The organism is Salinarimonas chemoclinalis (genome assembly GCF_041514305.1).
GTDB classification, from domain to species: Bacteria; Pseudomonadota; Alphaproteobacteria; order Rhizobiales; family Beijerinckiaceae; genus Salinarimonas; species Salinarimonas chemoclinalis.
Window position 1 is genome coordinate 25,994 of sequence record NZ_JBGMWH010000022.1, and the last position, 26,785, is coordinate 52,778.

General features: G+C 71.3%; 15 protein-coding genes. 10 read left to right on the forward strand and 5 right to left on the reverse strand.

Annotated features, from left to right (window positions below; genetic code table 11):
- The first annotated feature begins 203 nt into the window (after positions 1 to 203).
- From AB9M23_RS20635 to grpE, 3 genes are all read left to right on the forward strand, one after another.
- Positions 204 to 1,457 carry a L,D-transpeptidase family protein gene (locus tag AB9M23_RS20635; protein ID WP_372426517.1) on the forward strand — a complete coding sequence of 418 codons (1,254 nt, stop codon included), beginning with the start codon at positions 204 to 206 and terminating at the stop codon, positions 1,455 to 1,457.
- 99 nt (positions 1,458 to 1,556) lie between these two features.
- Complete coding sequence (locus AB9M23_RS20640) at positions 1,557 to 4,328, forward strand: [protein-PII] uridylyltransferase (protein WP_372426518.1); 2,772 nt, start codon at positions 1,557 to 1,559, stop codon at positions 4,326 to 4,328.
- 68 nt (positions 4,329 to 4,396) lie between these two features.
- Complete coding sequence (gene grpE / locus AB9M23_RS20645) at positions 4,397 to 5,062, forward strand: nucleotide exchange factor GrpE (protein WP_372426519.1); 666 nt, start codon at positions 4,397 to 4,399, stop codon at positions 5,060 to 5,062.
- 153 nt (positions 5,063 to 5,215) lie between these two features.
- On the opposite strand, the gene AB9M23_RS20650 is transcribed toward grpE, so the two are convergent.
- The 5 genes from AB9M23_RS20650 to metZ form a co-directional block, all read right to left on the reverse strand.
- Positions 5,216 to 6,988, reverse strand: coding sequence for a SulP family inorganic anion transporter (locus AB9M23_RS20650; RefSeq protein WP_372426520.1), 1,773 nt, complete (start codon positions 6,986 to 6,988; stop codon positions 5,216 to 5,218).
- Positions 6,985 to 7,452 carry a DUF6691 family protein gene (locus AB9M23_RS20655; RefSeq protein ID WP_372426521.1) on the reverse strand — a complete coding sequence of 156 codons (468 nt, stop codon included), beginning with the start codon at positions 7,450 to 7,452 and terminating at the stop codon, positions 6,985 to 6,987. Before AB9M23_RS20655 ends, AB9M23_RS20650 begins: the two co-directional genes overlap by 4 nt.
- Before the next feature lie 13 nt (positions 7,453 to 7,465).
- On the reverse strand, positions 7,466 to 7,909 hold the full coding sequence (locus tag AB9M23_RS20660; protein ID WP_372426522.1) for a YeeE/YedE family protein: 444 nt from the start codon (positions 7,907 to 7,909) through the stop codon (positions 7,466 to 7,468).
- 120 nt (positions 7,910 to 8,029) lie between these two features.
- Positions 8,030 to 8,935 (reverse strand): methylated-DNA--[protein]-cysteine S-methyltransferase, encoded by a 906-nt coding sequence (locus tag AB9M23_RS20665; protein WP_372426523.1) that lies wholly within the window; start codon positions 8,933 to 8,935, stop codon positions 8,030 to 8,032.
- An 84-nt stretch (positions 8,936 to 9,019) separates the two neighbouring features.
- Complete coding sequence (gene metZ, locus AB9M23_RS20670) at positions 9,020 to 10,228, reverse strand: O-succinylhomoserine sulfhydrylase (RefSeq protein ID WP_372426524.1); 1,209 nt, start codon at positions 10,226 to 10,228, stop codon at positions 9,020 to 9,022.
- 189 nt (positions 10,229 to 10,417) lie between these two features.
- Here metZ and AB9M23_RS20675 point away from each other — a divergent pair, with 189 nt between their 5' ends.
- From AB9M23_RS20675 to malQ, 7 genes are all read left to right on the forward strand, one after another.
- Positions 10,418 to 11,455, forward strand: a complete 1,038-nt coding sequence (locus tag AB9M23_RS20675) for a Glu/Leu/Phe/Val dehydrogenase dimerization domain-containing protein (protein ID WP_372426526.1) — start codon at positions 10,418 to 10,420, stop codon at positions 11,453 to 11,455.
- Positions 11,456 to 11,721: 266 nt separating this feature from the next.
- Positions 11,722 to 15,030 carry a maltotransferase domain-containing protein gene (locus tag AB9M23_RS20680; protein WP_372426527.1) on the forward strand — a complete coding sequence of 1,103 codons (3,309 nt, stop codon included), beginning with the start codon at positions 11,722 to 11,724 and terminating at the stop codon, positions 15,028 to 15,030.
- 1 nt (position 15,031) lies between these two features.
- Positions 15,032 to 18,310, forward strand: coding sequence for a maltose alpha-D-glucosyltransferase (gene treS / locus AB9M23_RS20685; protein WP_372426528.1), 3,279 nt, complete (start codon positions 15,032 to 15,034; stop codon positions 18,308 to 18,310).
- The gene (gene glgB / locus AB9M23_RS20690) at positions 18,310 to 20,517 is read left to right on the forward strand and encodes a 1,4-alpha-glucan branching protein GlgB (protein ID WP_372426529.1); all 2,208 of its coding nucleotides are present in this window, start codon (positions 18,310 to 18,312) and stop codon (positions 20,515 to 20,517) included. Before treS ends, glgB begins: the two co-directional genes overlap by 1 nt.
- A 7-nt stretch (positions 20,518 to 20,524) precedes the next feature.
- Positions 20,525 to 22,633, forward strand: a complete 2,109-nt coding sequence (gene glgX / locus AB9M23_RS20695) for a glycogen debranching protein GlgX (RefSeq protein WP_372426531.1) — start codon at positions 20,525 to 20,527, stop codon at positions 22,631 to 22,633.
- A 210-nt stretch (positions 22,634 to 22,843) separates the two neighbouring features.
- Positions 22,844 to 24,607 carry a malto-oligosyltrehalose trehalohydrolase gene (gene treZ, locus AB9M23_RS20700; RefSeq protein ID WP_372426532.1) on the forward strand — a complete coding sequence of 588 codons (1,764 nt, stop codon included), beginning with the start codon at positions 22,844 to 22,846 and terminating at the stop codon, positions 24,605 to 24,607.
- Positions 24,607 to 26,628: a 4-alpha-glucanotransferase gene (gene malQ, locus AB9M23_RS20705; RefSeq protein WP_372426533.1), complete on the forward strand. Its 2,022-nt coding sequence runs from the start codon at positions 24,607 to 24,609 to the stop codon at positions 26,626 to 26,628. Before treZ ends, malQ begins: the two co-directional genes overlap by 1 nt.
- Positions 26,629 to 26,785 lie beyond the last annotated feature (157 nt).

Genomic DNA, 26,785 nt, shown 5'->3' on the forward strand with positions numbered 1-26,785 from the left:
CGCGCGCCGACCCGACGGCCGCAGCGTTGCCCGCGCGCCACAGGGGCGACGCGCCGCACCCGCCGTGCTCGCCGATCCGTGACTTGCCTTAATTCGGCCTGTCGATCATCGTTCGGTAACCGTCACGCAGCATCCTCGCGAAGCCGCGTGCGCCGGCTCATACCGGCACGCGCCCCGCCCTGCACGAGAGACGACACCGCCCGATGATCACCCGCCGCGCTCTTCTCGCCAACGGCTCGCTCGCCCTCGCGTCCCTCCTCGCCGCCCGCTCGGCCTCCGCCCAGGGGCTGCAATACGCGCAGTACCAGGCGGAGTGGGCCCAGAACTACGACGCGGCCACCCGCACCCGCGTCGAGCGGATCGATACGCCGATCCTGTCGCCGCAGACGCTGGCGGCCACCGAGGAGATGATCGCGCGCTACGCCGACATCGTCGCCCGCGGCGGCTGGGGCCGGATCGGCGACGAGCGGCTGGGGCTCGGATCGCGCTCGCCCGGCGTGGTGGCCCTGCGCCGGCGGCTGATCCAGTCCGGAGACCTCGATCCCGCGGCGGGCTCTGCGGACGCCTACGACAGCTTCGTCGAGGCGGCGGTGCGGCGTGTCCAGAACCGCCACGGCCTGACGCCGACGGGCGCGGTCAACGGCGCGACCGTCGTGTCGCTGAACGTGCCCGCGGACGTGCGCCTCCAGCAGCTCGAGCTCAACGTGGTGCGCCTGCGCGCCTATTCCGGCAGCCTCGGCGACCGCTACGTCATCGTGAACATGCCCTCGGCCACCGTCGAGGCGGTGGAGAACGGCGTCGTCGCGAGCCGCCACGCCGCCGGCGTCGGCAAGATCGACCGGCCGTCGCCGATCTTCAACTCGCGCATCACCGAGATCAACTTCAACCCGTTCTGGACGGTGCCGGCCTCGATCATCCGCCGCGACCTGATCCCGCTGATGCAGCAGAACCCGTCCTACCTGACGGACAACCGCATCCGCATCTTCACCCACCGGGGCGAGGAGATCGCGCCGGAGGCGGTGAACTGGTTCTCCGACGAGGGCACGCGCTACGTGTTCCGCCAGGACCCCGGCGGCGAGTTCAACTCGCTGGGCTTCGTGCGCATCAACATGCCCAACACCGAGCAGGTCTACATGCACGACACGCCGGCCCGCGGCATCTTCGGCGACGACTTCCGCTTCGTCTCGTCGGGCTGCGTGCGCATCCAGAGCGTGCGCGAGCTGGTGGTCTGGCTGCTGGCGCAGGAGCAGGGTTGGGATCGTGGGCGCATCGACGACACGTTCCGCTCCGGCGAGCGGGTCGACGTGCGCCTGGCGCGGCCGGTGAACAATTACTGGACCTACATCACCGCCTGGGCGACGCCGGACGGCACGGTCCAGTTCCGCGACGACATCTACGAGCGCGACGGCATCGCCGGCGTCCCGATCGCCCGCGCGCCGGGCTCCGAGGACGGCTGACCGGAGGACGGCGCGGCGTTGCCCGCGCCTCGAGACGGCGCCCCGGGGGAGGGGACCTCCCCCGTTCCCCGCCCGCCGCGCCCGTGCTAACACGGGGCCATGCCGCAGCCCGCCCTGCCAGAGTCCCTCTCCGCCGTCCTCGCGGATCTCGCCGCCGATCCGCCCGACGGGTCCGGTGACCTTCGGGCGCGGCTCGTGCCGGCGCTGCGCGCCGCGATCGACGCGGGCCTCGCGCGCGAGGACGAGCGGCTCGTCGCCGAGCGCAACGGCCTCGCCTGCGCGGCGCGCATCTGCGCAATGATGGACGGCGTGGTGCGCGTCGTCTTCGAGGCGGTGACGCGTCATCTCTACCCGCTGGAGAACCCCTCCCGGGCCGAGCGGCTGGCGATCGTCGCCACCGGCGGCTACGGCCGCGGCACGCTCGCGCCGGGCTCGGACGTCGACCTCCTGTTCCTGCTGCCCTACAAGCAGACCGCCTGGGGCGAGAGCATCGTCGAGGCGATGCTCTACGTCCTGTGGGACCTCAAGCTGAAGGTCGGCCACGCCACCCGCTCCGTGGACGAGTGCGTGCGCGAGGCGCGCGCCGACATGACGATCCGCACGGCCCTGCTCGAGACGCGCCTCCTGCTCGGCGAGGAGCCGCTCTACGACGAGCTGACCCGCCGCTTCGACGCGGAGGTGGTGGATGGCACGGCCGCCGAGTTCGTCGAGGCCAAGCTAAAGGAGCGCGACCGGCGCACGGGCCGCGCGGGCGCCTCGCGCTACCTCGTCGAGCCGAACGTGAAGGACGGCAAGGGGGGGCTGCGCGATCTCAACACGCTGTTCTGGATCGGCAAGTACGTCTACCGCGTGCGTGACCCCAAGGAGCTCGTCGCCGCGGGGCTGTTCACGCTCGAGGAGTTCCGGCTGTTCGCGCGCTGCGAGGAGTTCCTGTGGCGCGTGCGCTGCCACATGCACTTCGTCACCGGCCGCGCCGAGGAGCGGCTGACCTTCGACCTGCAGCCGAAGGTCGCCGCCCGCATCGAGTATTCGGACCGCGTCGGCCTCTCGCAGGTCGAGCGCTTCATGAAGGCCTACTTCCTGCGCGCCAAGGACGTGGGCGACCTCACCGCGATCGTCTGCGCGGCGCTGGAGGCGCGCCACGCCAAGCCCAAGCCGATGCTCGACCGCGTCATCGGCTCCTTCCGCCGCCCGAAGGCCAAGCGCCTGCAATCGGGCGACTTCGTCATCGAGAACGAGCGCATCACGGTCAAGGACGCGAGCGTCTTCACCCGCGATCCGGTGAACCTCGTGGCGCTGTTCTGGCATGCGGACCGCAACGACGTCGCCATTCACCCGGACGCGAGCCGGCTCGCCACTCGCCAGCTCAAGCTCGTCGGCGCGGAGGTGCGCCGGGATCCGCGGGCCAACAAGCTCTTCCTCGAGATACTCACGTCCCGCAACGCGCCCGAGAGCGTGCTGCGGCGAATGAACGAGGCGGGTGTGCTCGGCCGCTTCGTGCCGGATTTCGGACGCATCGTGGCGATGATGCAGTTCAACATGTATCACCACTACACGGTGGACGAGCACCTGATCCGCTCGATCGGGCGGCTGGCGGATCTCGAATCCGGCCGGCTCGACGCCGACCATCCGCTTTCGCACAAGATCATCCACACGATCCAGCACCGCCGCGCGCTCTACGTGGCGCTGTTCCTGCACGACGTCGCCAAGGGGCGCGAGGAGGACCACTCGATCGCCGGCGCGCGCATCGCCCGCAAGCTCGGCCCGCGGCTCGGGCTGACGCCGGCGGAGGTGGAGACCGTGGCCTGGCTCGTCGAGCACCACCTCCTGATGTCGACGGTCGCCCAGAGCCGGGACCTGTCGGACCCGCGCACGATCCAGGACTTCGCCGGCATCGTGCAGACCATGGAGCGGCTCAAGCTGCTGCTGCTGCTGACGGTCTGCGACATCGGCGCGGTGGGGCCGGGGGTCTGGACCGGATGGAAGGGCGAGCTCCTGCGGACGCTCTACTACGAGACGGAGATGGTGCTCGGCGGAGGCGCGGCGGAGATCGAGCGCCCCCAGCGCATCCGCATGGCGATGGAGCGCCTGCGCGCCGAACTCGACGGCTGGCCGGAGGCGGATTTCGAGGCCTACGCCGCGCGCCACTACCCGTCGTACTGGCTCAAGGTCGACCTGCGCTACCGGGTCAAGCACGCGAACTTCATCCGCGACGCGGAGGCCCGCGGGGAGACGGTCGCCGTCTCCTACGAGACCGACGCCTTCCGCGGCGTGACCGAATTCACCGTGCTGTCGCCGGACCATCCCCGGCTCCTCGCCATCCTCACGGGCGCCTGCGCGGCGGCGGGGGGCAACATCGTGGACGCGGCGATCTTCACCACCGCCGACGGTATGGCGCTCGACACGATCTTCGTCTCGCGCGCTTTCGAGCGCGACGAGGACGAGCTGCGTCGGGCCGAGCGGGTGGCGCGCTCGATCCAGCGCGCGCTCAAGGGCGAGGTGAAGATCGCCGATCTCGTCGACGGGCGTCGCCAGCCGCGGGAGCGGGTGCGCGTGTTCGACGTCGTGCCCGAGGTGATCATCGACAACGCGCTCTCCTCGCGCCACACGGTGCTCGAGGTGACGGGCCTCGATCGGCCGGGCCTGCTCTACGACCTCACGACGGCGCTGGGGAAGCTCAACCTCAACATTGCCTCGGCCCACATCGCGACCTTCGGCGAGAAGGTGGTGGACGTGTTCTACGTCACCGACCTCACCGGCGGGAAGGTGACCCAGGCCGCGCGCCAGAGCGCCATCCGAAAGGCGGTGATGGACGTGCTCGCGCGCGACCGCGCCGCACGCCCCAAGGAACCCGCGCTCGCCCGCGCTTGATTCACGGCGCGTGCGGCCTGATATGAGGGTCGTCTGCGCCCACCGGTTGACGAAACGAAGCGGATCCCATGACCCGAGAGACATCCCAGCCGACCTCCCATCAGGCCTCCCGTCCCGAGAACCCCGAGAACGACGCTCAAGACGAGCACGCCCGGGTCGACGCGACGGCCGCCGCCGCGCACCCGCTCGACGCCGCTGCGGCCGTGCACGCGATGGAGGGGGGCCCTCCGGGCGGGCCGACCGGCCGGGTCGCGGAGCTCGAGGCCGAGCGCGATGCGCTCAAGGACAAGCTCCTGCGCGCGCTCGCGGACGTCGAGAACATCCGGCGCCGGGCCGAGCGCGAGGTGGCGGACGCGCGCACCTACGCCAAGACCAACTTCGCCCGCGACATGCTCAGCACCGCCGACAACGTGCGCCGGGCGCTGGAGAGCCTGGGCGACGCCCGCGAGGGCCTCGAGGGGCCGGCGAAGACGCTCGTCGAGGGTATCGAGCTCACCGAGCGCGACCTGCTCCACACGCTCGAGCGCCACGGCGTGAAGAAGCTCGACCCCGTGGGCGACAAGTTCGACCCGAACCTGCATCAGGCCATGTTCGAGATCCCCGACGAGACCAAGCCCTCCGGCACCGTCGTCCAGGTGGTCCAGACCGGCTACGTCATCGGCGAGCGCTGCCTGCGCCCGGCCATGGTCGGCGTCTCGAAGGGCGGCCCGAAGGCGACGAACGGGGAGGGGTGAGGGGCGGCGGTTCCTCCCCGGAGGGGAGGAGTCCGCGCGGAACGCGCGGGCGGTGGGGCCGTTCGACAGCGAGGCGAGCGGCATCGCCGCCCTCCCCACCCTCCGGCCTTCGGCCGTCGTCCTCCCCTGCGGGGAGGTTGCGGGTGCCGACCCTCACGCCGCCGCGCTCTCCCCGCGCGTCGCCGCGCGCGTCAGCGTGGGGGAGAGCGCCAGCATCGCCTGGTGCTGGGTGAGGAAGACGCGGCCCGTCAGGTGCTCCAGGAACCGGCTGCGGGCGAGGCGGTCCGTCACCGGACCCTTCACCTCGGAGAGGTGGAGCGCGATGCCCTGCGCGTCGAGCCGGTGCATGATCAGCTCGAGGCTCTCGAGCGCGCTCATGTCGATCTCGTTGATCGCGGTGCATTGCAGGACGACGTGGGCCAGCGCCGGGCGCGCCGCGACCTCCTCGAGCACGAATTCCTCCGTGGCGCGGGCGTTGGCGAAGTGGAGGCTCTCGTCGATGCGCAGCGAGAGCACCCGCTCGTCGGTGACGACCGCGTGGCGCTTCACGTTGCGGAAATGCTCCGTGCCCGGAACCTGGCCGACGACGGCGATGTGCGGGCGCGAGGTGCGCCACAGCAACAGCGCGATCGACAGCACGACGCCCGTCACGATCCCCGCCTCGACGCCGAAGCCGAGCGTGACCACGATCGTCGCGAGCATCGGCGCGAAGTCGTGGCGCGAGTAGGTCCAGGCCCGCTTCAGCGCGCCGAGGTCGACGAGGCTGAGCACGGCGACGACGATCGTCGCGGCGAGCGTGGCGATCGGCAGATGGTGGAGGAGCGGCGTCAGGAACAGCGAGGCGAGCGCGATCCCCAGCGCCGTGTAGGCGCCGGCGGCGGGCGTCTCTGCGCCGGCGTCGAAGTTCACCACCGAGCGCGCGAAGCCGCCCGTCACCGGGTAGCCGCCGGAGAAGCCGGAGACGACGTTCGCGGCGCCGAGCCCGATCAGCTCCTGGTTCGGCACGATCGACTGGCGGCGCTTCGCGGCGAGGGTCTGCGCGACGGAGACCGATTCGACGAAGCCGATCACCGAGATGAGCAGCGCGGGCGCCAGCAGCGACAGGAACAGGCTCGTCTCCACCATGGGGAGCGAGAGCGGCGGCAGGCCGGCGGGGATCGCGCCGACGACGGCGACGCCCTTCTCCTGGAGGTCGAGCGCGACGACAGCGAGGATGCTGGCGGCGACGGCGATCACCGGCCCGCCGCGGGCGACGAGGCCGGCCGCGTAGTCCGACAGGCCGAGCCGGCGCAGGGCCGGCTTCAGGCCGGAGCGCACCCAGAACAGGAAGACGGTCGCCGCGACGCCGATGGCGAGGGTCCAGGGGTTCGTCTGCGGCAGCGCCGCCAGGAGCGACGCGCCGACCTCCACGAGCGTGTGGCCGCCGGCCTGGACGCCGAGGATGTGCTTCAGCTGCGAGGCGGCGATGATCAGCCCCGAGGCGGTGATGAAGCCCGAGATCACCGGGTGCGAGAGCAGGTTGGCGATGAAGCCGAGCCGGAAGACCCCGAGCAGCACCAGCATGAAGCCGGACATCAGCGCCAGCGCCGCCGCGGCGACGACGTATTCCGCCGTGCCCGGCGTCGCCACCTCCGACACCGCGGCGGCGGTGAGGAGCGAGATCACCGCCACCGGCCCCACCGCCAGCGCCCGGCTCGTGCCGAAGATCGCGTACGCGACGAGCGGCAGGATCGAGGCGTAGAGCCCCACGACCGGCGGCAGGCCCGCGAGCAGCGCATAGGCGAGTGATTGCGGGATCAGCATGATCGTCACGATCACGGCCGCGACGAGATCGCTCGTGAAGGTGCGCGCGTCGTAGCGCCGGCCCCAGTCGAGGATCGGCAGGACGCGGGCGAGGCCGGTCGGACGCTTTGCAGAGGTGGTCATGACCGGCTCGTGCGCGAGGCCTCGCCGCCGCGGCCGGGGGCGCCGGAGGTGGCGCGGGATTCGCGCACCTTCACGCCGGCCCACAGTCCGAGGATCATGGCCGGGACGAAGACGAGCGTGCCCGGCTCCATCAGCGGCAGCGCCGTGATGGCCGGCCCGGGGCAGAAGCCGCCGATGCCCCAGCCGACGCCGAACACGACAGCGCCGGTCAGGAGCCGCCCGTCGATCAGCCGTGTGCCCGGGAGGTCGAAACGCTCCATCAGCAGCGGTGCGCGCCGGCGCAGGACGAGGCGGAAGCCGATGAAGGTCACGAGCACCGCGCCGCCCATGACGAAGGCGAGGCTCGGGTCGAAGGTCCCGAAGAGATCGAGGAAATTGAGCACCTTGGCGGGATCCGCCATGCCCGAGACGACGAGGCCGACGCCGAAGAGGAGGCCCGCGAGGAAGCCGACGAGGCTGCGCATGGTCTTCCCTCCCTCAGCCGATCACGTGACGCAGGACGAACACCGTCGCGATCGCCGCCGCCATGAAGGTGAGCACGGCGACGAGCGAGCGCGGTGACAGCCGCGCGAGGCCGCACACGCCGTGCCCGGAGGTGCAACCGGAGCCGAGCGCCGAGCCGAAGCCGACGAGGAGGCCGGCCAACGCCATCACCGGCAGGTCGTCGGAGACGGTCTGACGGACCGGCTCGCCTGTCGCGAGCCACACGAGCGGTGCTGCCGCGAGAAGCCCGCCGAGGAAGGCGAAGCGCCAGTTCCGGTCGGCGGCGGGCACCGCGACCGTGCTCATCGCGCGCGCGGCGACGCCGATGATTCCGGCGATGCGGCCGAGGAAGAGCATGAGGAGAACGGAGGACAGGCCGATCAGCCCGCCGCCGACGAGGGCGGCGAGGGGGGTGAACTCGGTGGGGGAGGATGGCACGGGGGAAATCTCCGGAAGGCGAGACTCGTTCGTCGGGGCGCCCGGATCGAGCCTCCCCATGCCTCCCATCTATGAGTATAATCTAATTTAGTCAAGCCTAAATAATATCGCGACGATCCCTCACACGATCCGCGCCGCCTCCCATCCGAGGATCGCCTGTTTGCGGGTCAGCCCCCAGTGGTAGCCCGTCAGCGCGCCCGAGCGGCCGAGAACGCGGTGGCAGGGCACGACGAAGGAGATCGGGTTGCGCCCGACCGCCGCGCCGACCGCGCGGGCCGCCGAGGGCTTGCCGATGGTCTGCGCCACGTCGGAATAGGTCGTGGCGCGGCCGAAGGGGATGCCGAGCAGGGTGCGCCAGACGCGCACCTCGAAATCGGTGCCGATCAGCACGACGTCGAGGGGCTGGTCGGGACGCCAGCGGCCCGAATCGAAGACGCGCTCGGTGTAGGGCGCGGTCACCTCCTGGTCGGCGACCCACGTCGCCCGCGGCCAGCGCCGGCGCATGTCGGAGAGGGCGGCGGAGCGATTGCCCTCGTCGACGAAGCCGAGCCCGGCGAGGCCGCGGGGCGTCGCCACCACGATCGCTTCGCCGAAGGGGGAGGGGTGCCAGCCGTAGGAGAGCGTGAGGCCCGCGCCCTTGGCCTTGTAGTCGCCCGGCGTCATCGCCTCGTGGCTGACGAACAGGTCGTGCAGCCGCCCGGGTCCCGACAGGCCGAGCTCCAGCGTCGTGTCGAGCACGCTCGCGGAGGAGTCGAGCAGGCGCTTGGCGTTGTCGAGGGTGATCGCCTGGAGGAAGGCCTTGGGCGAGAGGCCGGCCCAGCGGCGGAAGAGGTGGTGCACGTGGCTCGTCGAGAGGCCGACGTGGTCGGCGATCGCCTCGAGCGAGGGCTGGTCGCGCCAGTTCTCGGAGATGAAGGCGATGACGCGGCGCACCACGTCGTAGTCGGCGCACAGCACGGCGGGGGTCGCCGGCGCGTCGGCCGAGCGGTCGAGATCGGGATCTGTGACGTGGGCGATGTCGAGCATGGCGAGCGGGCTCCTTGCACCTCGCGACCCTACGGCCGTGGCCTTGCCGGCGACACCCGAAAACGCCGGACCCCGCCGGTGCCGTCAGCCCGCCGCCACGGCGGCCGCGGCCCGCGCGGCGTTCAGGACGTCGGCGACGAGATCCTCGGGATGCTCGAGCCCCGCGGAGAGGCGCAGCATGCCCTCGCCGATCCCCATCGCGGCGCGCTCCTGCGGCGTGAAGCGCTCGTGCGTGGTCGTGGCCGGGTGGGTGACGAGGCTCTTGGCGTCGCCGAAATTGTTCGACACCTTCACCACCTCGAGCGCCCGGCCGAAGGCGAAGGCGCCGCGCTTGCCGCCGGCGACGTCGAGCGCGAGGACGGTGCCGCCGCAGGTCATCTGGCGGCGGCAGAGATCGTGCTGCGGCGAGGAGCGCAGGCCCGGATAGCGGACCCGCTCGATGCCCGGCGCGCCCTCCAGCGCCTCGGCGATGGCCAGCGCGTTCTCGGCCTGCCGGCACACGCGCAGGGAGAGCGTCTCGAGGCTCTTGAGCATCACCCAGGCGTTGAAGGGCGAGAGCGCCGGCCCGGTGTGCCGCAGCCAGGGCTGGATCCGCTCCTCGATGAAGGCCTTCGAACCGAGCACGATGCCGCCCAGACATCGCCCCTGCCCGTCGATGTGCTTGGTCGCCGAGTAGGTGACGACGTCCGCGCCGAGCGCGAGCGGGTTCGAGACGGTGGGGATGCCGAGCGCGTTGTCGACGACGAGGATCGCGCCCGCCTCGCGCGCGATCCCTGCGATCGTGGCGATGTCGACGAGGTCCATCGTCGGGTTGGCGGGGCTCTCGAGGAAGATCGCCGCCGTCTCCGGCCGCACCGCGGCGCGCCAGGCGGCGGGGTCGGTGCCGTCGACGAAGGTGGTGGTGATGCCGAACTTGGGCAGGATCTCGGCCAGGACGAAACGGCACGAGCCGAACAGGACCGAGCCCGAGACCACGTGGTCGCCCGTCTTCAGCGGCCCCATCAGCGCCGCCGCGACGGCGGCCATGCCCGAGCCGGTGGCGCGCGCGGCCTCGGCGCCCTCGAGCGCGGCCATGCGCTCCTCGAACATCGCGACCGTCGGGTTGCCGAAGCGCGAGTAGACGAACCCCTGCGCGCCCTTGGCTTTGAAGCGCGCCTCCGCCGTCTCCATGTCCGGGTAGACGAAGCCCTGGGTGAGGAACAGCGCCTCGGACGTCTCGCCGAACGGCGAGCGATGCGAGGCGGCATGGACCGCCAGGGTTTCCGGGCGGAGCGGGGGGCGCTGAGCAGTCATCGGACGGTCATCTCGTTCTGTATAACGAACGCTCCAACGTTTGCCGGAACCCGCGCCCGAGCGCAAGCCCGAATCGGGGCGTTTCGTTTCCCCCGCACGATTGCGTCGAGCGAACTTCGGAACACTTGTGCGTGCGTCGGAACGGGGGCACGGTCCCGGCGGTTTCGCACAGCGAGGAGGACCCGACGCGTGCCCGTATTCGCCCATCCCGAGTTCGACGGCCACGAGCGCGTCCTGTTCGCGCACGATGCCGAGACCGGCCTGAAGGCCATCATCGCCGTGCACTCGACGCGCCTGGGTCGCGCCGCCGGCGGCTGCCGCATGTGGCCGTACGCCGGCGAGGAGGAGGCGCTCGCGGACGCGCTGAGGCTCTCGCGGGGCATGACCTACAAGAACGCGGTGGCGGGGCTCGATCTCGGGGGCGGAAAGTCCGTCATCATCGCCGACCCGCGCACGGACAAGACACCCGCGCTGATGCGCGCCTTCGGCCGCGCCGTGGATGCGCTCGGCGGGCTCTACACCACCGCCGAGGACGTTGGGGTGAGCGTCGAGGACATGGAGATCGTGCGCGAGACGACCGCGCACGTGGCCGGCCTCGCGAGCGGCCCGCACGCCTCGGGCGATCCCTCGCCCGTCACGGCCCGCGGGGTGTTCGAGGGCCTGCGGCGGGCGCTCGCGGTGGCGACGGGCTCCGACGCCCTCGGCGGGCGCACCGTCGCGGTGCAGGGCCTCGGCCACGTCGGCCGGCACCTGTGCGCGCTGCTCCACGGGGCCGGCGCGCGCCTCGTCGTGGCCGACATCGACGCGGCGCGCCTCGCGGATGCCGCGCGCAGCTTCGACGCCCGCGTCGTGGCGCCCGACGAGATCGTCGCCGTGGAGGCGGACGTGTTCGCCCCCTGCGCGCTCGGCGGCGTGCTCGACGACGTGACGATCCCGCGGCTCGGGGCGCGGATCGTGGCGGGCGCGGCGAACAACCAGCTGGCGCGGCCCGAGCACGCCGAGATGCTGCACGCGCGGGGCATTCTCTACGTCCCGGATTTCGCGCTCAACGCCGGCGGCATCATCAACGTCGCCCGCGAGATCGAGCGGCGCACGGATGCAGGCTGGCTCGAGGAGCGGCTCGCCGCGATGGTGGCCAACATCGAGGCGATCCTGCGCGAGGCGCGGACGAAGAACGTCTCGCCCAACGGCGTCGCCGAGGCCTTCGCACGGCGGCGCCTGGGATGAGCCGAGGCCCGCGACGGCCCGCCGCGGGGTTGCGCGACGGGCGTCCTCTTGCTTAGCTTCGGCGAGCCCGTGGGAACCCGCGCCTAGGCGGGGTGTTGACCCGCCACCGGAAGAGCCCGCATCCGCCGGGCTCGCGACGCGCGAAACGAGATGTCGACCTCCGGGCGCCGCCGCCCGTCACCTTTCCGCGCGCGCGGTCCTCGCGCGTGCCACGCCAGCCGACGACGACGGCGCCGACACGAGTACGAGCGAACACGCGAGGGACGATGGCCGAAACCCCCATCCTGAAAGCGCCGCGCATCTACTACATGCACCACCGGCTCGTCGGGCCGCTCGGGCGCTTCGTCGACCACTTCGACCGGGTGCGCCGCCTGGGCTTCGACCACGTGCTCCTCTCGCCGATCTACGCCCCAGGGCGGGCCGGCGACGTCTTCTTCCCCGCCGATCACGACGCGGCCCACCCCGGCCTCGAGACCGACTACGGCGCGGCCGACGTGATTCGCTGGCTCGTCGACGAGGCGGGCGCACGCGGGCTCTCGGTGATGCTCGATATCGCGCCGCAGAGCTTCGCGCTGGAGCACCCCTTCGTCGAAGCGGCTCCGGACTGCTTCACCGTGCGGCGCGAAACGCCGATGGGCATCATCGACCCGCGCCATCCCGCGAGCCCGCAGGGCACCGCGATGTCGCGCATCGCCGACGCCTGCGGCGATCGGCTCGCGCAGTTCTGGACGCCGAGGCTCGCGGCCTATGCCGAGAGCGGCGTGGCGGGCTACCGCGCGCTCAAGCCGGCCGCGCCGACGGCGGGCCTGTGGGGCCGGTTGATGACGGCGGCGCGCGACGTGAAGCGCGACACGCTCTTCGTCGCCGACACGACGGGCGTGCCCCGGCCCGACATCTTCGGCCTGCGGGGCGTCGGCTTCGACCACACGCTGACCTCGCTCGCCTGGTGGGACTACCGCGCCGGCTGGTACCTGGAGGAGCACGAGGCGCTCGCCTCGATCGCCCCACCGATCGCGACCGTCGAGGCGCCCTTCGCCACGCGGCTCGCCGAGCGCGTGCGCGACAATCGCGGGCTTCGTCCGGCCTACGACCGGGCGCTCCACGCCGCCGCCGCGCTCGGCTGCGGACTGCTCGCGCCGATGGGCGTCGAGGTCGCCGCGCGCCGGCCGATGGACGCCGTGGTGTCGACGCCGGAGGACTACGACCGCGCCGCCGCCGAGGCGCCCTTCGACCTGACGGAGATGGTCGAGCGGGTGAACCGGCTCGTGGCGAGAACGCCGCTCCTGCGCGAGCGGCCGATGCTGCGCCCGCTCACCGGCCCCTCCGCGCGCGTCACCGGCTTCCTGCGAACGGCGCGCGACCCGCGGATCGCCGAGGAGGCGCTGCTCGTCGCCGTCAACCCGGACCTCTACGAGCCCAACGACGTCTTCGCGGCGAAGCTGCGCGGGCAGATGGGCGGCACGTTCGGCGCCTTCGCCCCGGTGGAGGCGGGCGCCTCGGACGTCACCGCCTCGGCGGGGGACCTGATCGCGCTCCATCCCGGCGAGGCCTTCGTCGCTCGTGCCGAGCGTGCGGCGCCCGTGAAGGTCGGCCGCCAGCCGGGCAAGCGGGCGGTCACGACGGCGGCCACCAAGTGGCCGCGCATCCTCGTCGACAACCTCGCGCCTTCCGTCGACGAAGGGCGCTACGCGGTCAAGCGCGTCGTCGGCGATGTGATGGTCGTCGAGGCCGACGCGCTGATGGACGGTCACGAGGTCCTCGGCGTCGAGCTGCAATGGCGCGCCGTCGACGAGGACACGTGGCGTCGCGCGCCGATGGAGCCGATCGGCAACGATCGCTTCCAGGGCATGCTCTTCCTCGAGCGCATGGGCCGGCACGAGTACGTCGTGGAGGCGTGGCACGACGTCTACCGGACCTTCTGCCGCGACCTGACGAAGAAGTTCGACGCCAACGTGGACTACCAGCTCGACCTGATCGAGGGCCGCCAGCACCTCGACGCCGCCCGCAAGCGGTCCACCGGCGAGCTCGCCTCGGGGCTGGAGGAGATTCTCGCGCGGTTCGATCGTGCCGAGGGCGACGACCGCGTGCACGTGCTGCTCGCCCCGCAGGCGCGCGCGCTGATGCGCGAGGCGGACGACCGTCCGCATGCGTCCCGCTCGTTCGTGCAGCCGATCGAGGCCGACCGGACGCAGGCGCATTTCGCGAGCTGGTACGAGTTGTTCCCCCGCTCGATGAGCGGCGACGTCCATCGCCACGGCACGCTGCGGGACGTGATCCCGCACCTTCCGCGGGTGCGCGACATGGGCTTCGACGTGCTCTACTTCCCGCCGATCCACCCGATCGGCAGGAAGAACCGCAAGGGCAAGAACAACACCCTCACGCCGGGCCCGGACGATCCCGGCTCGCCCTACGCCATCGGCTCGCCGGAGGGCGGACACGACGCGCTGCATCGCGAACTCGGCACGTTCGAGGACTTCCGCGCGCTGCGCGAGGCGGCCGAGGAGCACGGGCTCGAGATCGCCCTCGACTTCGCCATCCAGTGCTCGCCGGACCATCCGTGGCTCCGGGAGCACCCGGGCTGGTTCGACTACCGACCGGACGGCTCGATCAAGTACGCGGAAAACCCGCCCAAGAAGTACGAGGACATCGTCAACGTCGACTTCTACAAGCCGGACGCCGTTCCGGACCTGTGGACGACCCTGCGCGACATCGTGCTGTTCTGGTGCAAGGAAGGCGTGCGCACTTTCCGCGTCGACAATCCGCACACCAAGCCGCTACCGTTCTGGCAATGGATGATCGCCGACGTGAAGGCGCAGTACCCGGATGCGATCTTCCTGTCGGAGGCGTTCACGCGGCCGAAGATGATGTACGGGCTCGCCAAGCTCGGCTTCACGCAGTCCTACACCTACTTCACCTGGCGCAACACGAAGTGGGAGCTGCAATCCTACTTCGAGGAGCTGGCGACCGAGGCGCCCAAGGACTTCTTCCGCCCCAACCTGTTCGTCAACACGCCGGACATCAACCCGTACTACCTCCAGAGTTCCGGGCGCGCCGGCTTCCTCGTGCGCGCCTGCCTCGCCGCGACGCTCGGCGGGCTGTGGGGCGTGTATTCCGGCTTCGAGGTGCTCGAGGGCGAGCCCGTACCGGGCAAGGAGGAGTACAAGGATTCGGAGAAGTACGAGATCAAGGCGCGCGACTTCTCGATGCCCGGGAACATCGTCGCCGACATCACGCGGCTCAACCGGATCCGGCGCGCCAACCCGGCACTGCACACGCACACCAACACGCGTTTCTACAATGCATTCCACGACGAGATCCTGTACTGGGGCAAGCCCTCCCGCGAGGGCGACGACATGATCCTCGTCATGGTCAACCTCAATCCGCACGTGGCGAACGCCTGCGATTTCGAGGTCCCGCTCTGGGAGTTCGGCCTGCCCGACGACGGCGCCGTGATGGTCGAGGACCTGATCGCGGACCGCGCCTTCGTCTGGCACGGCAAGACGCAGCACATTCGCCTCGACCCGTTCGACCATCCCTTCGTCATCTGGCGTATCCGACCGCATCAGGGGGCATGACTTGGCGCGCAAGAAGTCGCTCATCACGAACACCGATCCGCTCTGGTACAAGGATGCGGTGATCTATCAGCTGCATGTGAAATCGTTCTTCGATTCCAACAATGACGGGATCGGCGATTTCGAGGGGCTGCTGCAGAAGCTCGACTACATCACCGAGCTCGGCGTCACCTGTATCTGGCTCTTGCCGTTCTACCCGTCGCCCCGGCGCGACGACGGCTACGACATCGCGGACTACCGCAACGTCCATCCGGAATACGGCAAGGCGCGCGACTTCAAGCGCTTCGTCGAGGAGGCGCACGCGCGCGGCCTGCGGGTGGTGACGGAGCTCGTGATCAACCACACGTCCGACCAGCACCCCTGGTTCCAGAAGGCGCGCCGGGCGAGGCCCGGCTCGGCGGCACGCGACTTCTACGTCTGGTCCGACGACGACAAGAAGTATTCCGGTACGCGGATCATCTTCCTCGACACCGAGAAGTCGAACTGGACCTGGGACCCGGTGGCGAACCAGTACTTCTGGCACCGCTTCTACAGCCACCAGCCGGACCTCAACTTCGACAACCCGAGGGTCTTGAAGGAGGTCTTGTCGATCATGCGCTTCTGGCTCGACATGGGCGTCGACGGGCTGCGGCTCGACGCGGTGCCCTATCTCGTCGAGCGGGAGGGCACGAACAACGAGAACCTTCCCGAGACGCACGACATCCTCAAGAAGATCCGCGCCGAGCTCGACGCCGCCTACCCGGACCGCATGCTGCTCGCCGAGGCGAACCAGTGGCCCGAGGACACGCAGGACTATTTCGGCGACGGCGACGAATGCCACATGGCGTTCCACTTCCCGCTGATGCCGCGCATGTACATGGCGATCGCGCAGGAGGACCGCTTCCCGATCACCGACATCATGCGCCAGACGCCGGAGATCCCCGAGAAGTGCCAATGGGCGATCTTCCTGCGCAACCACGACGAGCTGACGCTCGAGATGGTGACCGACAAGGAGCGCGACTACCTCTGGAACACCTACGCGTCGGAGACGCGCGCGCGCATCAACCTCGGCATCCGCCGGCGCCTCGCGCCGCTGCTGCAGCGGGACCGCCGGCGCATAGAGCTGATGAACTCGCTTCTCCTGACCATGCCCGGCACGCCGGTGATTTACTACGGCGACGAGATCGGCATGGGCGACAACATCTTCCTCGGCGACCGCGACGGCGTGCGCACGCCGATGCAATGGTCGCCGGACCGCAACGGCGGCTTCTCGCGTGCGGACCCCGCGCGGCTGACGCTGCCGCCGATCCAGGACGCGCTCTACGGCTACGACCGCGTCAACGTCGAGAGCCAGGAGCGCGACCCGTCCTCGCTGCTGAACTGGACGCGCCGCATGCTCGCTGTGCGAAAGCAACATCCGTCCTTCGGGCGCGGCACGATCCGCTTCCTGAGGCCGGCGAACCGCAAGATCCTGGCCTACCTGCGCGAGCTCGACGGCGACACGATCCTGTGCGTGGCCAACGTCTCGCGCCAGGCCCAGGCGGTGGAGCTCAACCTCGCGGAGTTCGCCGGGCGCACCCCGGTCGAGCTCTCCGGCGGCGCCTCCTTCCCGCAGGTGGGGCAATTGCCCTACCTGCTCACGCTGCCGCCCTACGGCTTCTACTGGTTCCAGCTCTCGCAGACGGTCGAGCCGCCGCAATGGTCGACGGCGACCGCGGGCATCGAGCCCGAGCACCTGACCTTCGTGGTGCGTCGCGGCGTCGCCGAGGTGGTCGAGGGCAAGGCCCGCGACACGCTCGTGCGCGACGTGCTGCCGGGCTATGCGCCGCACAGGCGCTGGTTCCAGCGCAAGGACCAGGCGATCGAGACGGTGGAGCTGACCGGCGCGATGCCGCTGCCGGGCGCGGGCAAGGACATCCTGATGTCGCTCGTCGAGATCACGACGGCGGCCGGCGCGGAGCGCTACGCCCTGCCGCTCGCGATCTCGTGGGACGACGAGCAGCCGGCGCCCTTCGCGCCGCAACTCGCGATGGCGCGCGTGCGCATGGGCCGGCGGGTGGGCTACCTCACCGACGGGTTCACGATGCCGGGCTTCGCCCGCGCGCTGACGTCGGGTCTCGCGGAGGAGAGCGTGCTGCGGACGGAAACGGGCGAGATCCGCTTCCGAGCGACGTCGCACTTCGCCGCGCACGCGCCGGAGGCCGACGCCGAGATCGAGTGGCTCACCGCCGAGCAGTCGAACTCGACGCTGATCGTCGGCCGCCGGGCGGTGTTCAAGCTGCTGCGCAAGCTCACGTCCGGCGTCCATCCGGAAGCGGAAATGAGCCGCTACCTCACCGAGAACGGCTTTGCCAACGCGCCGCCGCTGCTCGGCGAGGCGGTCCACGTCGCCGCCGACGGCACGCCGACGACGCTCGCCATCGTCCAGGGCTTCGTGCTCAACCAGGGCGACGGCTGGCAGTGGACGCTGAACTACCTCGACCGAACGATCGACGAACTCTCGGCCCACACCGAGGAGGACGAGGAGGAGAACGGCCACCGCTTCGAGACCTACGCCGCCTTCGCCGGCAACCTCGGCCGGCGGCTCGCGGAGATGCACGCGATCCTCGGCCGCGAGACGGACGATCCGGACTTCCGCCCCGAGACCGCGGACGCCGCCGAGGCGGAGCGGGTGCGCGCGAGCGTGAGCGGTCAGCTCGCGGCGGCCTTCGCCGCGATCGAAGCCTACGGCGCGTGGGAGAACGAGGAGGACGCCGCGCAGGCGCGCCTCCTGCTCGACAACCGCGAGCGGCTGCTCGCCCTCGTCGACGAGAAGGCCGCCGCTCTGGCCGGCACGCGTCGCATCCGCGTCCACGGGGACCTGCATCTCGGGCAGGTGCTGGTAGCCGGCAGCGACGTGATGATCATCGACTTCGAGGGCGAGCCGGCCAAGCCCATCGCCGAGCGCCGGGCCAAGGCGAGCCCGTTGCGCGACGTGGCTGGCGTCATCCGCTCGTTCGACTACGCGGCCTCGAACCTCAAGAAGCACCGCCATACCCCGCAGGGGCCGATGACGGAGGCGCGCGGCGCGCAGCTGCGCTCGCTCTTCCGCCGGGTCGCCGAGGACGCCTTCCTCGCCGGCTACGCCGAGGTCGACCCGGACGGCATCCCCAACCCGGCGCTCCTCGACCTCTTCGTGCTCGAGAAGGCGGCCTACGAGATCACCTACGAGGCGGCCAACCGGCCGGCGTGGCTGGACGTCCCGCTCAACGGGTTCGCCCACGTGGCCGAGCGCCTGCTCAACGCCAACGAGGAGCCATCCTGATGACCCAAGCCACGCACGCACCGGAGATCGAGGGCGTCGAGGCCGCGGCGATGGAGGCGCTCGCCGGGCGCCTCACCGATCCGTTCGCCTTCCTGGGCATGCACGACACGGGGCAGGGCCCCGCGGTGCGCGCCTTCCTTCCCGGTGCCGAGGCGGTCGAGGTCGTCTCGCGCGAGAACGGCGAGACCCTCGGGCGCTTGAACCAGGTGCGCGAGGGCCTCTACGCCGGGCTCGTCTCACGGCGCGAGCGCTACATGCTGCGCGTCACCTGGCCCGGCACGGTCCAGGAGACCGAGGATCCCTATTCCTTCGGCATGGTGCTCGGCGACCTCGACCTGCACCTGTTCTCCGAGGGCGCCCACTGGGACCTCGCCGAGCGCTTCGGCGCGCAGCCGACGACTCACGAGGGCGTGGAGGGCGTCGCCTTCTCCGTCTGGGCGCCCAACGCCCGGCGCGTCTCGGTGATCGGCGACTTCAACTCCTGGGACGGGCGGCGCCATCCGATGCGGCTGCGCCATTCCGCCGGGGTGTGGGAGCTGTTCGTGCCGCGTATCGGCCCGGGCGAGCGCTACAAGTACGAGATCGTCGGCAAGCACGGCGAGACGCTCCCGCCCAAGGCGGATCCGCTGGCGCGCCGCACCGAGACGCCGCCGGCCACCGCCTCCATCGTCGCGGCGCCCCACGCCTTCCGGTGGACGGACGAGGAGTGGATGGCCAAGCGCGGCGCGCGCCAGGCGCCGACGCGGCCGATGGCGGTCTACGAGGTGCATCCCGCCTCCTGGCTGCGGCCGGAGGGCGAGCCCCAGGGCACGCTCGACTGGGACCAGCTGATCGACACGATGATCCCCTACGTCGCCGACCTCGGCTTCACGCACATCGAACTGATGCCGATCATGGAGCATCCCTTCGGCGGCTCCTGGGGCTACCAGCCGCTGTCGCTGTTCGCGCCCTCGGCGCGCTACGGCACGCCGGAGGGCTTCGCGCGCTTCGTCGACGCCTGCCACCGCGCCGAACTCGGCGTCATCCTCGACTGGGTGCCCGCCCACTTCCCCACCGATCCGCACGGGCTCGCGCGCTTCGACGGCACCGCGCTCTACGAGCACGAGGACCCGCGGGAGGGCTACCACCAGGACTGGAACACCTACATCTACAACATGGGCCGCAAGGAGGTGGAGGGCTTCCTCATCGCCTCGGCGCTGTGGTGGACGGAGACCTTCCACGTGGACGCGCTGCGCGTCGACGCGGTGGCGTCGATGCTGTACCGCGACTACTCGCGGGAGCACGACCAATGGATTCCCAACCGCTTCGGCGGGCGCGAGAACCTGGAGTCGATCGAGTTCCTCAAGCGCATGAACCAGGTCGTGCAGGAGCGCGCGCCCGGCGCGATCACGATCGCGGAGGAGTCGACCGCCTTCCCCGGCGTCTCGCAGCCGGTCTCGCAGGGGGGCCTCGGCTTCTCCTACAAGTGGAACATGGGCTGGATGCACGATACGCTGCACTACATCCAGCGCGAGCCGCTGTACCGCTCGTATCACCACAACGAGCTGACCTTCGGGCTCGTCTACGCCTTCTCGGAGAAGTTCGTGTTGCCGATCTCCCACGACGAGGTCGTGCACGGCAAGGGCTCCCTCATCGGCAAGATGCCCGGCGACGAGTGGCAGAAGCTCGCCAACCTGCGCGCCTATTTCGGTTTCATGTGGACGCATCCCGGCAAGAAGCTGCTCTTCATGGGCTGCGAGATCGGCCAGCACCGCGAGTGGAACCACGACGGCGAGATCGAGTGGGCGCTGCTGAAGAACCACAGCCATGCCGGCCTGCAGATGCTGGTTCGCGACCTCAACAAGCTCTATTCGCGCGAGCCGGCGCTGTTCACGACGGACGCGGAGCCCTCGGGCTTCGAGTGGATCGTGGGCGACGACACGCAGAACTCCGTCTTCGCCTACCTGCGCCGCGGGACGGGGGACGCCAAGCCGCTCCTCGTCGTGCTCAACATGACGCCGGTGCCGCGCCACGAGTACCGCATCGGCGTGCCCGAGGGCGGCACCTGGAGCGAGATCCTCAACACGGACGCGCAGATCTACGGCGGGACCAATCTCGGCAATGCCGGGGCGGTGCGTACGGAGGCGATTCCCGCGCACGGGCGGAGCCATTCGGTCGGTATCACGTTACCCCCGCTCGCGGCGGTCGTCTTCCGCCATCAGGCCTGAGGAATCCATGCCCCTTCTCCCCGACCGGCTCTCTCCCGGCTCCGCCTATCCCCTCGGCGCGACCTGGGACGGGCTCGGCGTGAACTTCGCCGTGTTCTCGGCGCATGCCGAGCGCATCGAGCTGTGCATCTTCGACCCGACCGGCCGGCGGGAGATCGCGCGCTACGACCTGCCCGAGTGGACGGACGAGGTCTGGCACGGCTACCTGCCGCACGTGAAGCCGGGGCTGCTCTACGGCTTTCGGGCGCACGGGCCCTACGAGCCCCAGCGCGGCCACCGCTTCAACCCCAACAAGCTCCTCGTGGACCCCTACGCCAAGGCGCTCCACGGGGAGACCCGCTGGACGGACGCGCTGTTCGGCTACCGCGTGCTCTCGCCGCGGGCGGACCTCTCCTACGACCGGCGCGACAGCGCGCCGGCGGTGCCCAAGGCCGTCGTCGTCGACGACTCGTTCTCCTGGGGCGACGACCGGGCGCCGAACGTGCCGTGGTCGGAGACGGTGATCTACGAGGCGCACGTGAAGGGGCTCACCAAGCTCCTCGACGACGTGCGCATCCCCGAGCGCGGCACCTATTCCGCGCTCGCGCACCCCGCCGTGATCGAGCACCTCAAGAGGCTGGGCGTCACCTCGATCGAGCTCCTGCCGATCCACGCCTTCCTCCAGGACCGGTTCCTGCAGGAGAAGGGGCTGACCAACTACTGGGGCTACAACACGCTCTCGTTCTTCGCCCCCGAGCCGCGCTACATCATGCCGGGCGGCGACAACAACGACCTGCGCATCGCCATCCGCCGCCTGCACGCGGCCGGGATCGAGGTGATCCTCGACGTCGTCTACAACCACACCTGCGAGGGCGGGGAGCTCGGGCCGACGCTCTCCTGGCGTGGGCTCGACAACTACAGCTACTACCGCCTGCTGCCCGACGACCCGCGCCACTGCATCAACGACACGGGCACCGGCAACACGATGAACCTGTCGAACGCCCGCGTTCTGCAGATGGTGATGGACTCGCTGAGGTACTGGGCGACGTCCTACCGGGTCGACGGCTTCCGCTTCGATCTCGGCGTGACGCTGGGCCGCGAGCCGCACGGTTTCGACCCCGGCGCGGGCTTCTTCGACGCGCTGCGGCAGGACCCGATCCTCTCGCGCAAGAAGCTGATCTCCGAGCCCTGGGACATCGGCCCGGGCGGCTACCAGCTCGGCCACCATCCGCCGTCCTTCGCGGAGTGGAACGACCGCTTCCGCGACGGCGTGCGGCGCTACTGGAAGGGCGACGGCGGCCTGCGCTCGGACCTCGCGGCGCGGCTCTCCGGCTCGGGCGACCTCTTCGACAGGCGCGCGCGGCGGCCATGGGCCTCCGTGAACTTCGTCGCCGCCCACGACGGCTACACGCTGGCCGACATCGTGGCGTACGAGGAGAAGCACAACGAGGCCAATGGCGAGGACAATCGCGACGGCCATTCGGACAACCACTCCCGCAATTGGGGCGTGGAGGGACCGACGGACGATCCCGACATCCTCGCCGTGCGCACCCGCGTGATGCGCTCGCTGCTCACGACGGTCTTCGCGGCGCTGGGCACGCCGATGATCCTCGCGGGCGACGAGTTCGGGCGCACGCAGGGCGGCAACAACAACGCCTACGCCCAGGACAACGAGATCTCCTGGCTCGACTGGAGCGTGGCGCGCTCGGACGCGGGCGAGGCGCTCACCGCGTTCACGGCGCGGCTCGCGGCGATCCGGCGCGAGCACCCGATCATCCGCTGCCGGCGCTTCCTCTACGGCCAGGAGATCGCCGAGGGTATCCGCGACCTCGACTGGTTCGACGAGAACGGCGGCACGCCCTCGCCGGAGGACTGGAACGACCACGAGAAGCGCGCGCTCGTCATGCGCCGGGCCATGCGCCGCGACGACGGCGCGATCGAGATCGTCGCCTTCCTGCTCAACGGCTCGGACGAGACGATCCGCTTCACGCTCCCCGGTCCCGCCGACGGCTGGCGACTCCTGATCGATTCCGCCGACCCGGACCGCCCCGAGGAGAGCCTCGGCGAGCCCGCCTACGAGGTGCTCGACCGCGCCGCGGTCCTCGTCGCCGCGACGATCCCGGCGGAGGGTGGGTGATGAGCGCGCCGGCACGCCGCACCTGCGTCCTCCCCGGAGGGGAGGAGTCCGCGCGCAGCGCGGGCGGTGGGGCCGTTCGACCGTGCCGGCGCGCCGGCCCGCCGCCCACCCCACCCTCCGGCCTTCGGCCTCCGTCCTCCCCTGCGGGGAGGAGACGTCCACTTCATTCGCGAGTCGACTGACCCGAACCCTCCGACGAGGACACCCCCGATGGCCCGCCATTCACACCCCACGCTCTGGGGCGCGAGCCTGGTCTCACCCGGTCGCACGCGCTTTCGCCTGTGGGCGCCGATCCAGCGGCAGCCGCACCTCGTGATCGAGGGGCGCGCACCCGTGCCCATGGAGAAAGAGGACGCCGGCTGGTTCGCCGTCGAGGTCGATTGCGGTGCGAGCACGCCCTACCGCTACCGGCTCGACGACGGCCTCGCCGTGCCCGACCCCGCCTCGAAGGCGCAGCGCGGCGACGTGCACGATCCCTCGCTCGTGGTCGACCCGCACGCCTACGCGTGGAAGAACGACGCCTGGATGGGCCGGCCGCTCGAGGAGCTCGTGCTCTACGAGGCGCACCCGGGCCTGCTCGGCGGCTTCGACGGGATGCGTGCCCACCTCCCGGCGCTGGCCGACCTCGGCGTCACCGCGCTCCAGCTGATGCCGATCGGGGCGTTTCCCGGTGCGCGCAACTGGGGCTACGACGGCGTGCTGCCCTACGCGCCGGATGCCGCCTACGGCACGCCCGACGACCTCAAGCGCCTCGTCGACGAGGCCCACGGGCTCGGGCTGCAGGTCTTCCTGGACGTCGTCTACAACCATTTCGGGCCGGAGGGGAACTACCTCCACGCCTTCGCCGAGCCCTTCTTCCGCGACGACGTCCAGACGCCCTGGGGCGCCGCGATCGACTTCCGCCGCCGGGAGGTCCGCCGCTACTTCGCCGACAACGTCCTGATGTGGCTGATGGAGTACCGCATCGACGGCCTGCGCTTCGACGCCGTCCACCAGATCCGCGAGAAGGACTGGCTCGACGAGATGGCCGCCGAGGTCCGGCGTACGATCGAGCCCGGGCGACACGTGCATCTCGTGCTCGAGAACGAGGAGAACGATCCCGGCCATCTCGCGCGCGACATCGATGCGCAGTGGAACGACGATTTCCATCATTGCGTTCATGTGATGCTCACCGGCGAGGACCAGTCCTACTACGGCAACTACAGCCGCGACACCGCGGGCAAGCTCGCGCGCGCGTTGAAGGAGGGGTTCGTCTACCAGGGGCAGGCCCCCGAGAACGGCGAGGGCGGCCCGCGCGGGGCGCCGTCGGGGCACCTGCCGCCGACCGCCTTCGTCAGCCACATCCAGAACCACGACCAGGTCGGCAACCGCGCCTTCGGCGACCGGCTCGCCGCGCTCGTCGCGCGCGAGGCGCTCGACGCGGCGGTCGCGCTCCACCTGCTCTGCCCGCAATTGCCGATGATCTTCATGGGCGAGGAGACCGGGGCGAAGGACCCGTTCCTGTTCTTCACGGACTACCACGACGCCCTCGCCGACGCCGTGCGCGAGGGGCGGCGGCGCGAGTTCGAGGCCTTCCCGGAATTCGCGGATCCGCAGACCCGCGCACGCATCCCCGACCCGAACGCGCCCGAGACCTTCGCGCGCTCGCGCCCGAAGGTGGCGGGGGAGGGCGGCGACGCGGCCGTGCTCGCGCTCTACCGCCGCCTCCTCGCAGCACGCGCCGAGCGGATCGCCCCACGGCTGAAGGGGGCGCGGGCCGAGGGCGCCGAGGTCGTCGGCGAGAAGGCCGTCGTCGGGCGCTGGCGCATGGGCGACGGTGCGCGGCTGACGCTGCTCGCGAACCTCGGGGCGATCCCCGCGCCGCTCGGGGGGGCGTCCGTGCCCGAGGCCGAGCCCTTCGTCGTCGTCGGCGCGCCGCTCGCCGATGGCGGCATTCCCGCCCACACCACCATCGCCTGGCTGGAGGCCGCCTGATGGCCGACGCGCTCCACGCGCTCGCCGAGGAGGCGGGCCTGCACATCCATTGGGACGACTTCAAGGGCCGCCCGCAGCAGGTCTCGCCGGAGACGCTGCGGCGGGTGCTCGCCGCGATGGGCCTCCCCGCCCAGAGCGACGGCGAGGTCGCCGACAGCCGCGCGCGCCTGCGCGAGGAGGCCGGCGCGGGGCTCGCCTTCCTCACGACCGAGGTCGGCCAGCCCACGCCGCTGCCGCCCGCGTTCGCGCAGAGCGCCGTCGCGGTGCTGCGCCACGAGCACGGCGGGCGGCACGAGATGCGCCTCGCCCCCTCCGCCGGCGGCATGAGCCTGCCGCCGGTGCTGGAGCCCGGCTATCACGGCCTCGAGATCGGCGACCATCATCTCACGCTCGCGGTCGCGCCGGAGCACGGGGTGCGGGTGGAGGACGCCGCGGGTGGGCGGCCGATCTTCGGCATCGCCGCGCAGATCTATTCGCTGCCGCCGCGGGCGGGGGAGGAGTTCGGCGACTTCGGGTCCCTCGCGACTTTCTGCGAGGCCGCCGGGCGGGGCGGCGCCGACGTCGTGGCGATGAGCCCGTCGCACGCCGGCTTCGCGGCGGACGCGACGCGCTTCAGCCCCTACTCGCCCTCGACGCGCCTGTTCCACAACGTCCTCTACGCGGACCCGACGGCGGTGTTCGGCGACGCGGACCTCCCCGGCGAGGCGCCGCCGATTGGCGACCTCGTCGACTGGGAGGCCGGTGCGCGCATCAAGCTCGCGCGGCTGCGGGCGCTCTACGAGCGCTTCGCGGCGTCGGGCGACGCGCGGCACCGGGCCGACTTCGCCGCCTTCCGCGCCGCCGGCGGCACGCTGCTCGAGAACCACGCCCGCTACGAGGCGCTGCATGCGCATCTCGGCGGCGCGGGCTTCCACGACTGGCCGGAGCCGTACCGGGACCCCGGCAGCGCCGCCGTCGAGGCCTTCTGCCGCGCGCACGTGGACGAGGTCGTCTTCCACGCTTTCCTGCAATGGCTCGCCGAGCGCTCGCTGTCGGACGCGCAGGCGCGGGCGAAGGGCGCGGGCATGGCGATCGGCCTCGTCGCGGACCTCGCGGTGGGCATGGACGGCGGGGGCAGCCATGTCTGGTCGCGGCGCGAGGACGTGCTCGACGGCCTCTCCATCGGCGCGCCGCCGGACCTGCTCGGGCCGACGGGCCAGGACTGGGGGCTCACCAACTTCTCGCCCCGCGCGCTCCAGGCGACGGGCTTCGCGCCCTTCCTCGCCACCCTGCGCGCGGCGCTGCGCTGCGCCGGCGGCGTGCGCATCGACCACGCGATGGGGCTTCGACGCCTCTGGGTCGTGCCGCAGGGCATGACGCCCCACGAGGGCTGCTACATCTCCTATCCCGAGGAGGACATGCTGCGGCTCGTCGCGCTCGAGTCGCATCGCTCCGGCGGGCTCGTGATCGGCGAGGACCTCGGCACGGTGCCGCCCGGCTTCCGGCCGAAGCTCGACCGCGCCGGCGTGCTGGGCATGCGGGTGCTCTGGTTCGAGCGCGACTGGCACGGCGGCTACACGCCGCCCGACGCCTACGCCCGCCACGCCGCCTCGATGACGACGACGCACGACCTGCCCACCGTGGCCGGCTGGTGGCGCGGCAACGACGTCGCCTGGCGCGCGCGCGTCGGCCACGGCGACGCGTCCTTCCACGAGACGCAGCAGGCCGAGCGCGACGCCGATCGCGGGAGGCTGTGGGACGCCTTCGTCGCCGCCGGCACCGCCGCGGGGGACCCGCCGCCGGTGGAGGAGACGGACGCGGTCGTCGACGCCGCGCTCGGGTTCGTGGCGCGCACGGCGTCCGACCTCGCGATCCTTCCGGCGGAGGACCTGCACGGCCTCGTCGAGCAGCCGAACCTGCCCGGAACCCTCGACGAGCACCCGAATTGGCGCAGACGGCTCCCGCCCGCCGCCCTCGACGACGCACAAGCCCGCCGCCGCCTGGCGCTGCTGGCGCAGGCGCGCCCGCGGGGGGAGAGATGAGCCGGGCCGTCGCGAAGGCCGCGACGCGGTTCCCCTCTCCCTCGTGGAGAGGGGCTAGGGGTGTGGGGCGTGAACTGCTCTGGGGCGGCCGATGCCGTCCTCCGAGACCGGCCGCCGCCGACGGCCTCCGAGGACGGCATCGACCGAGGCGCGCAGT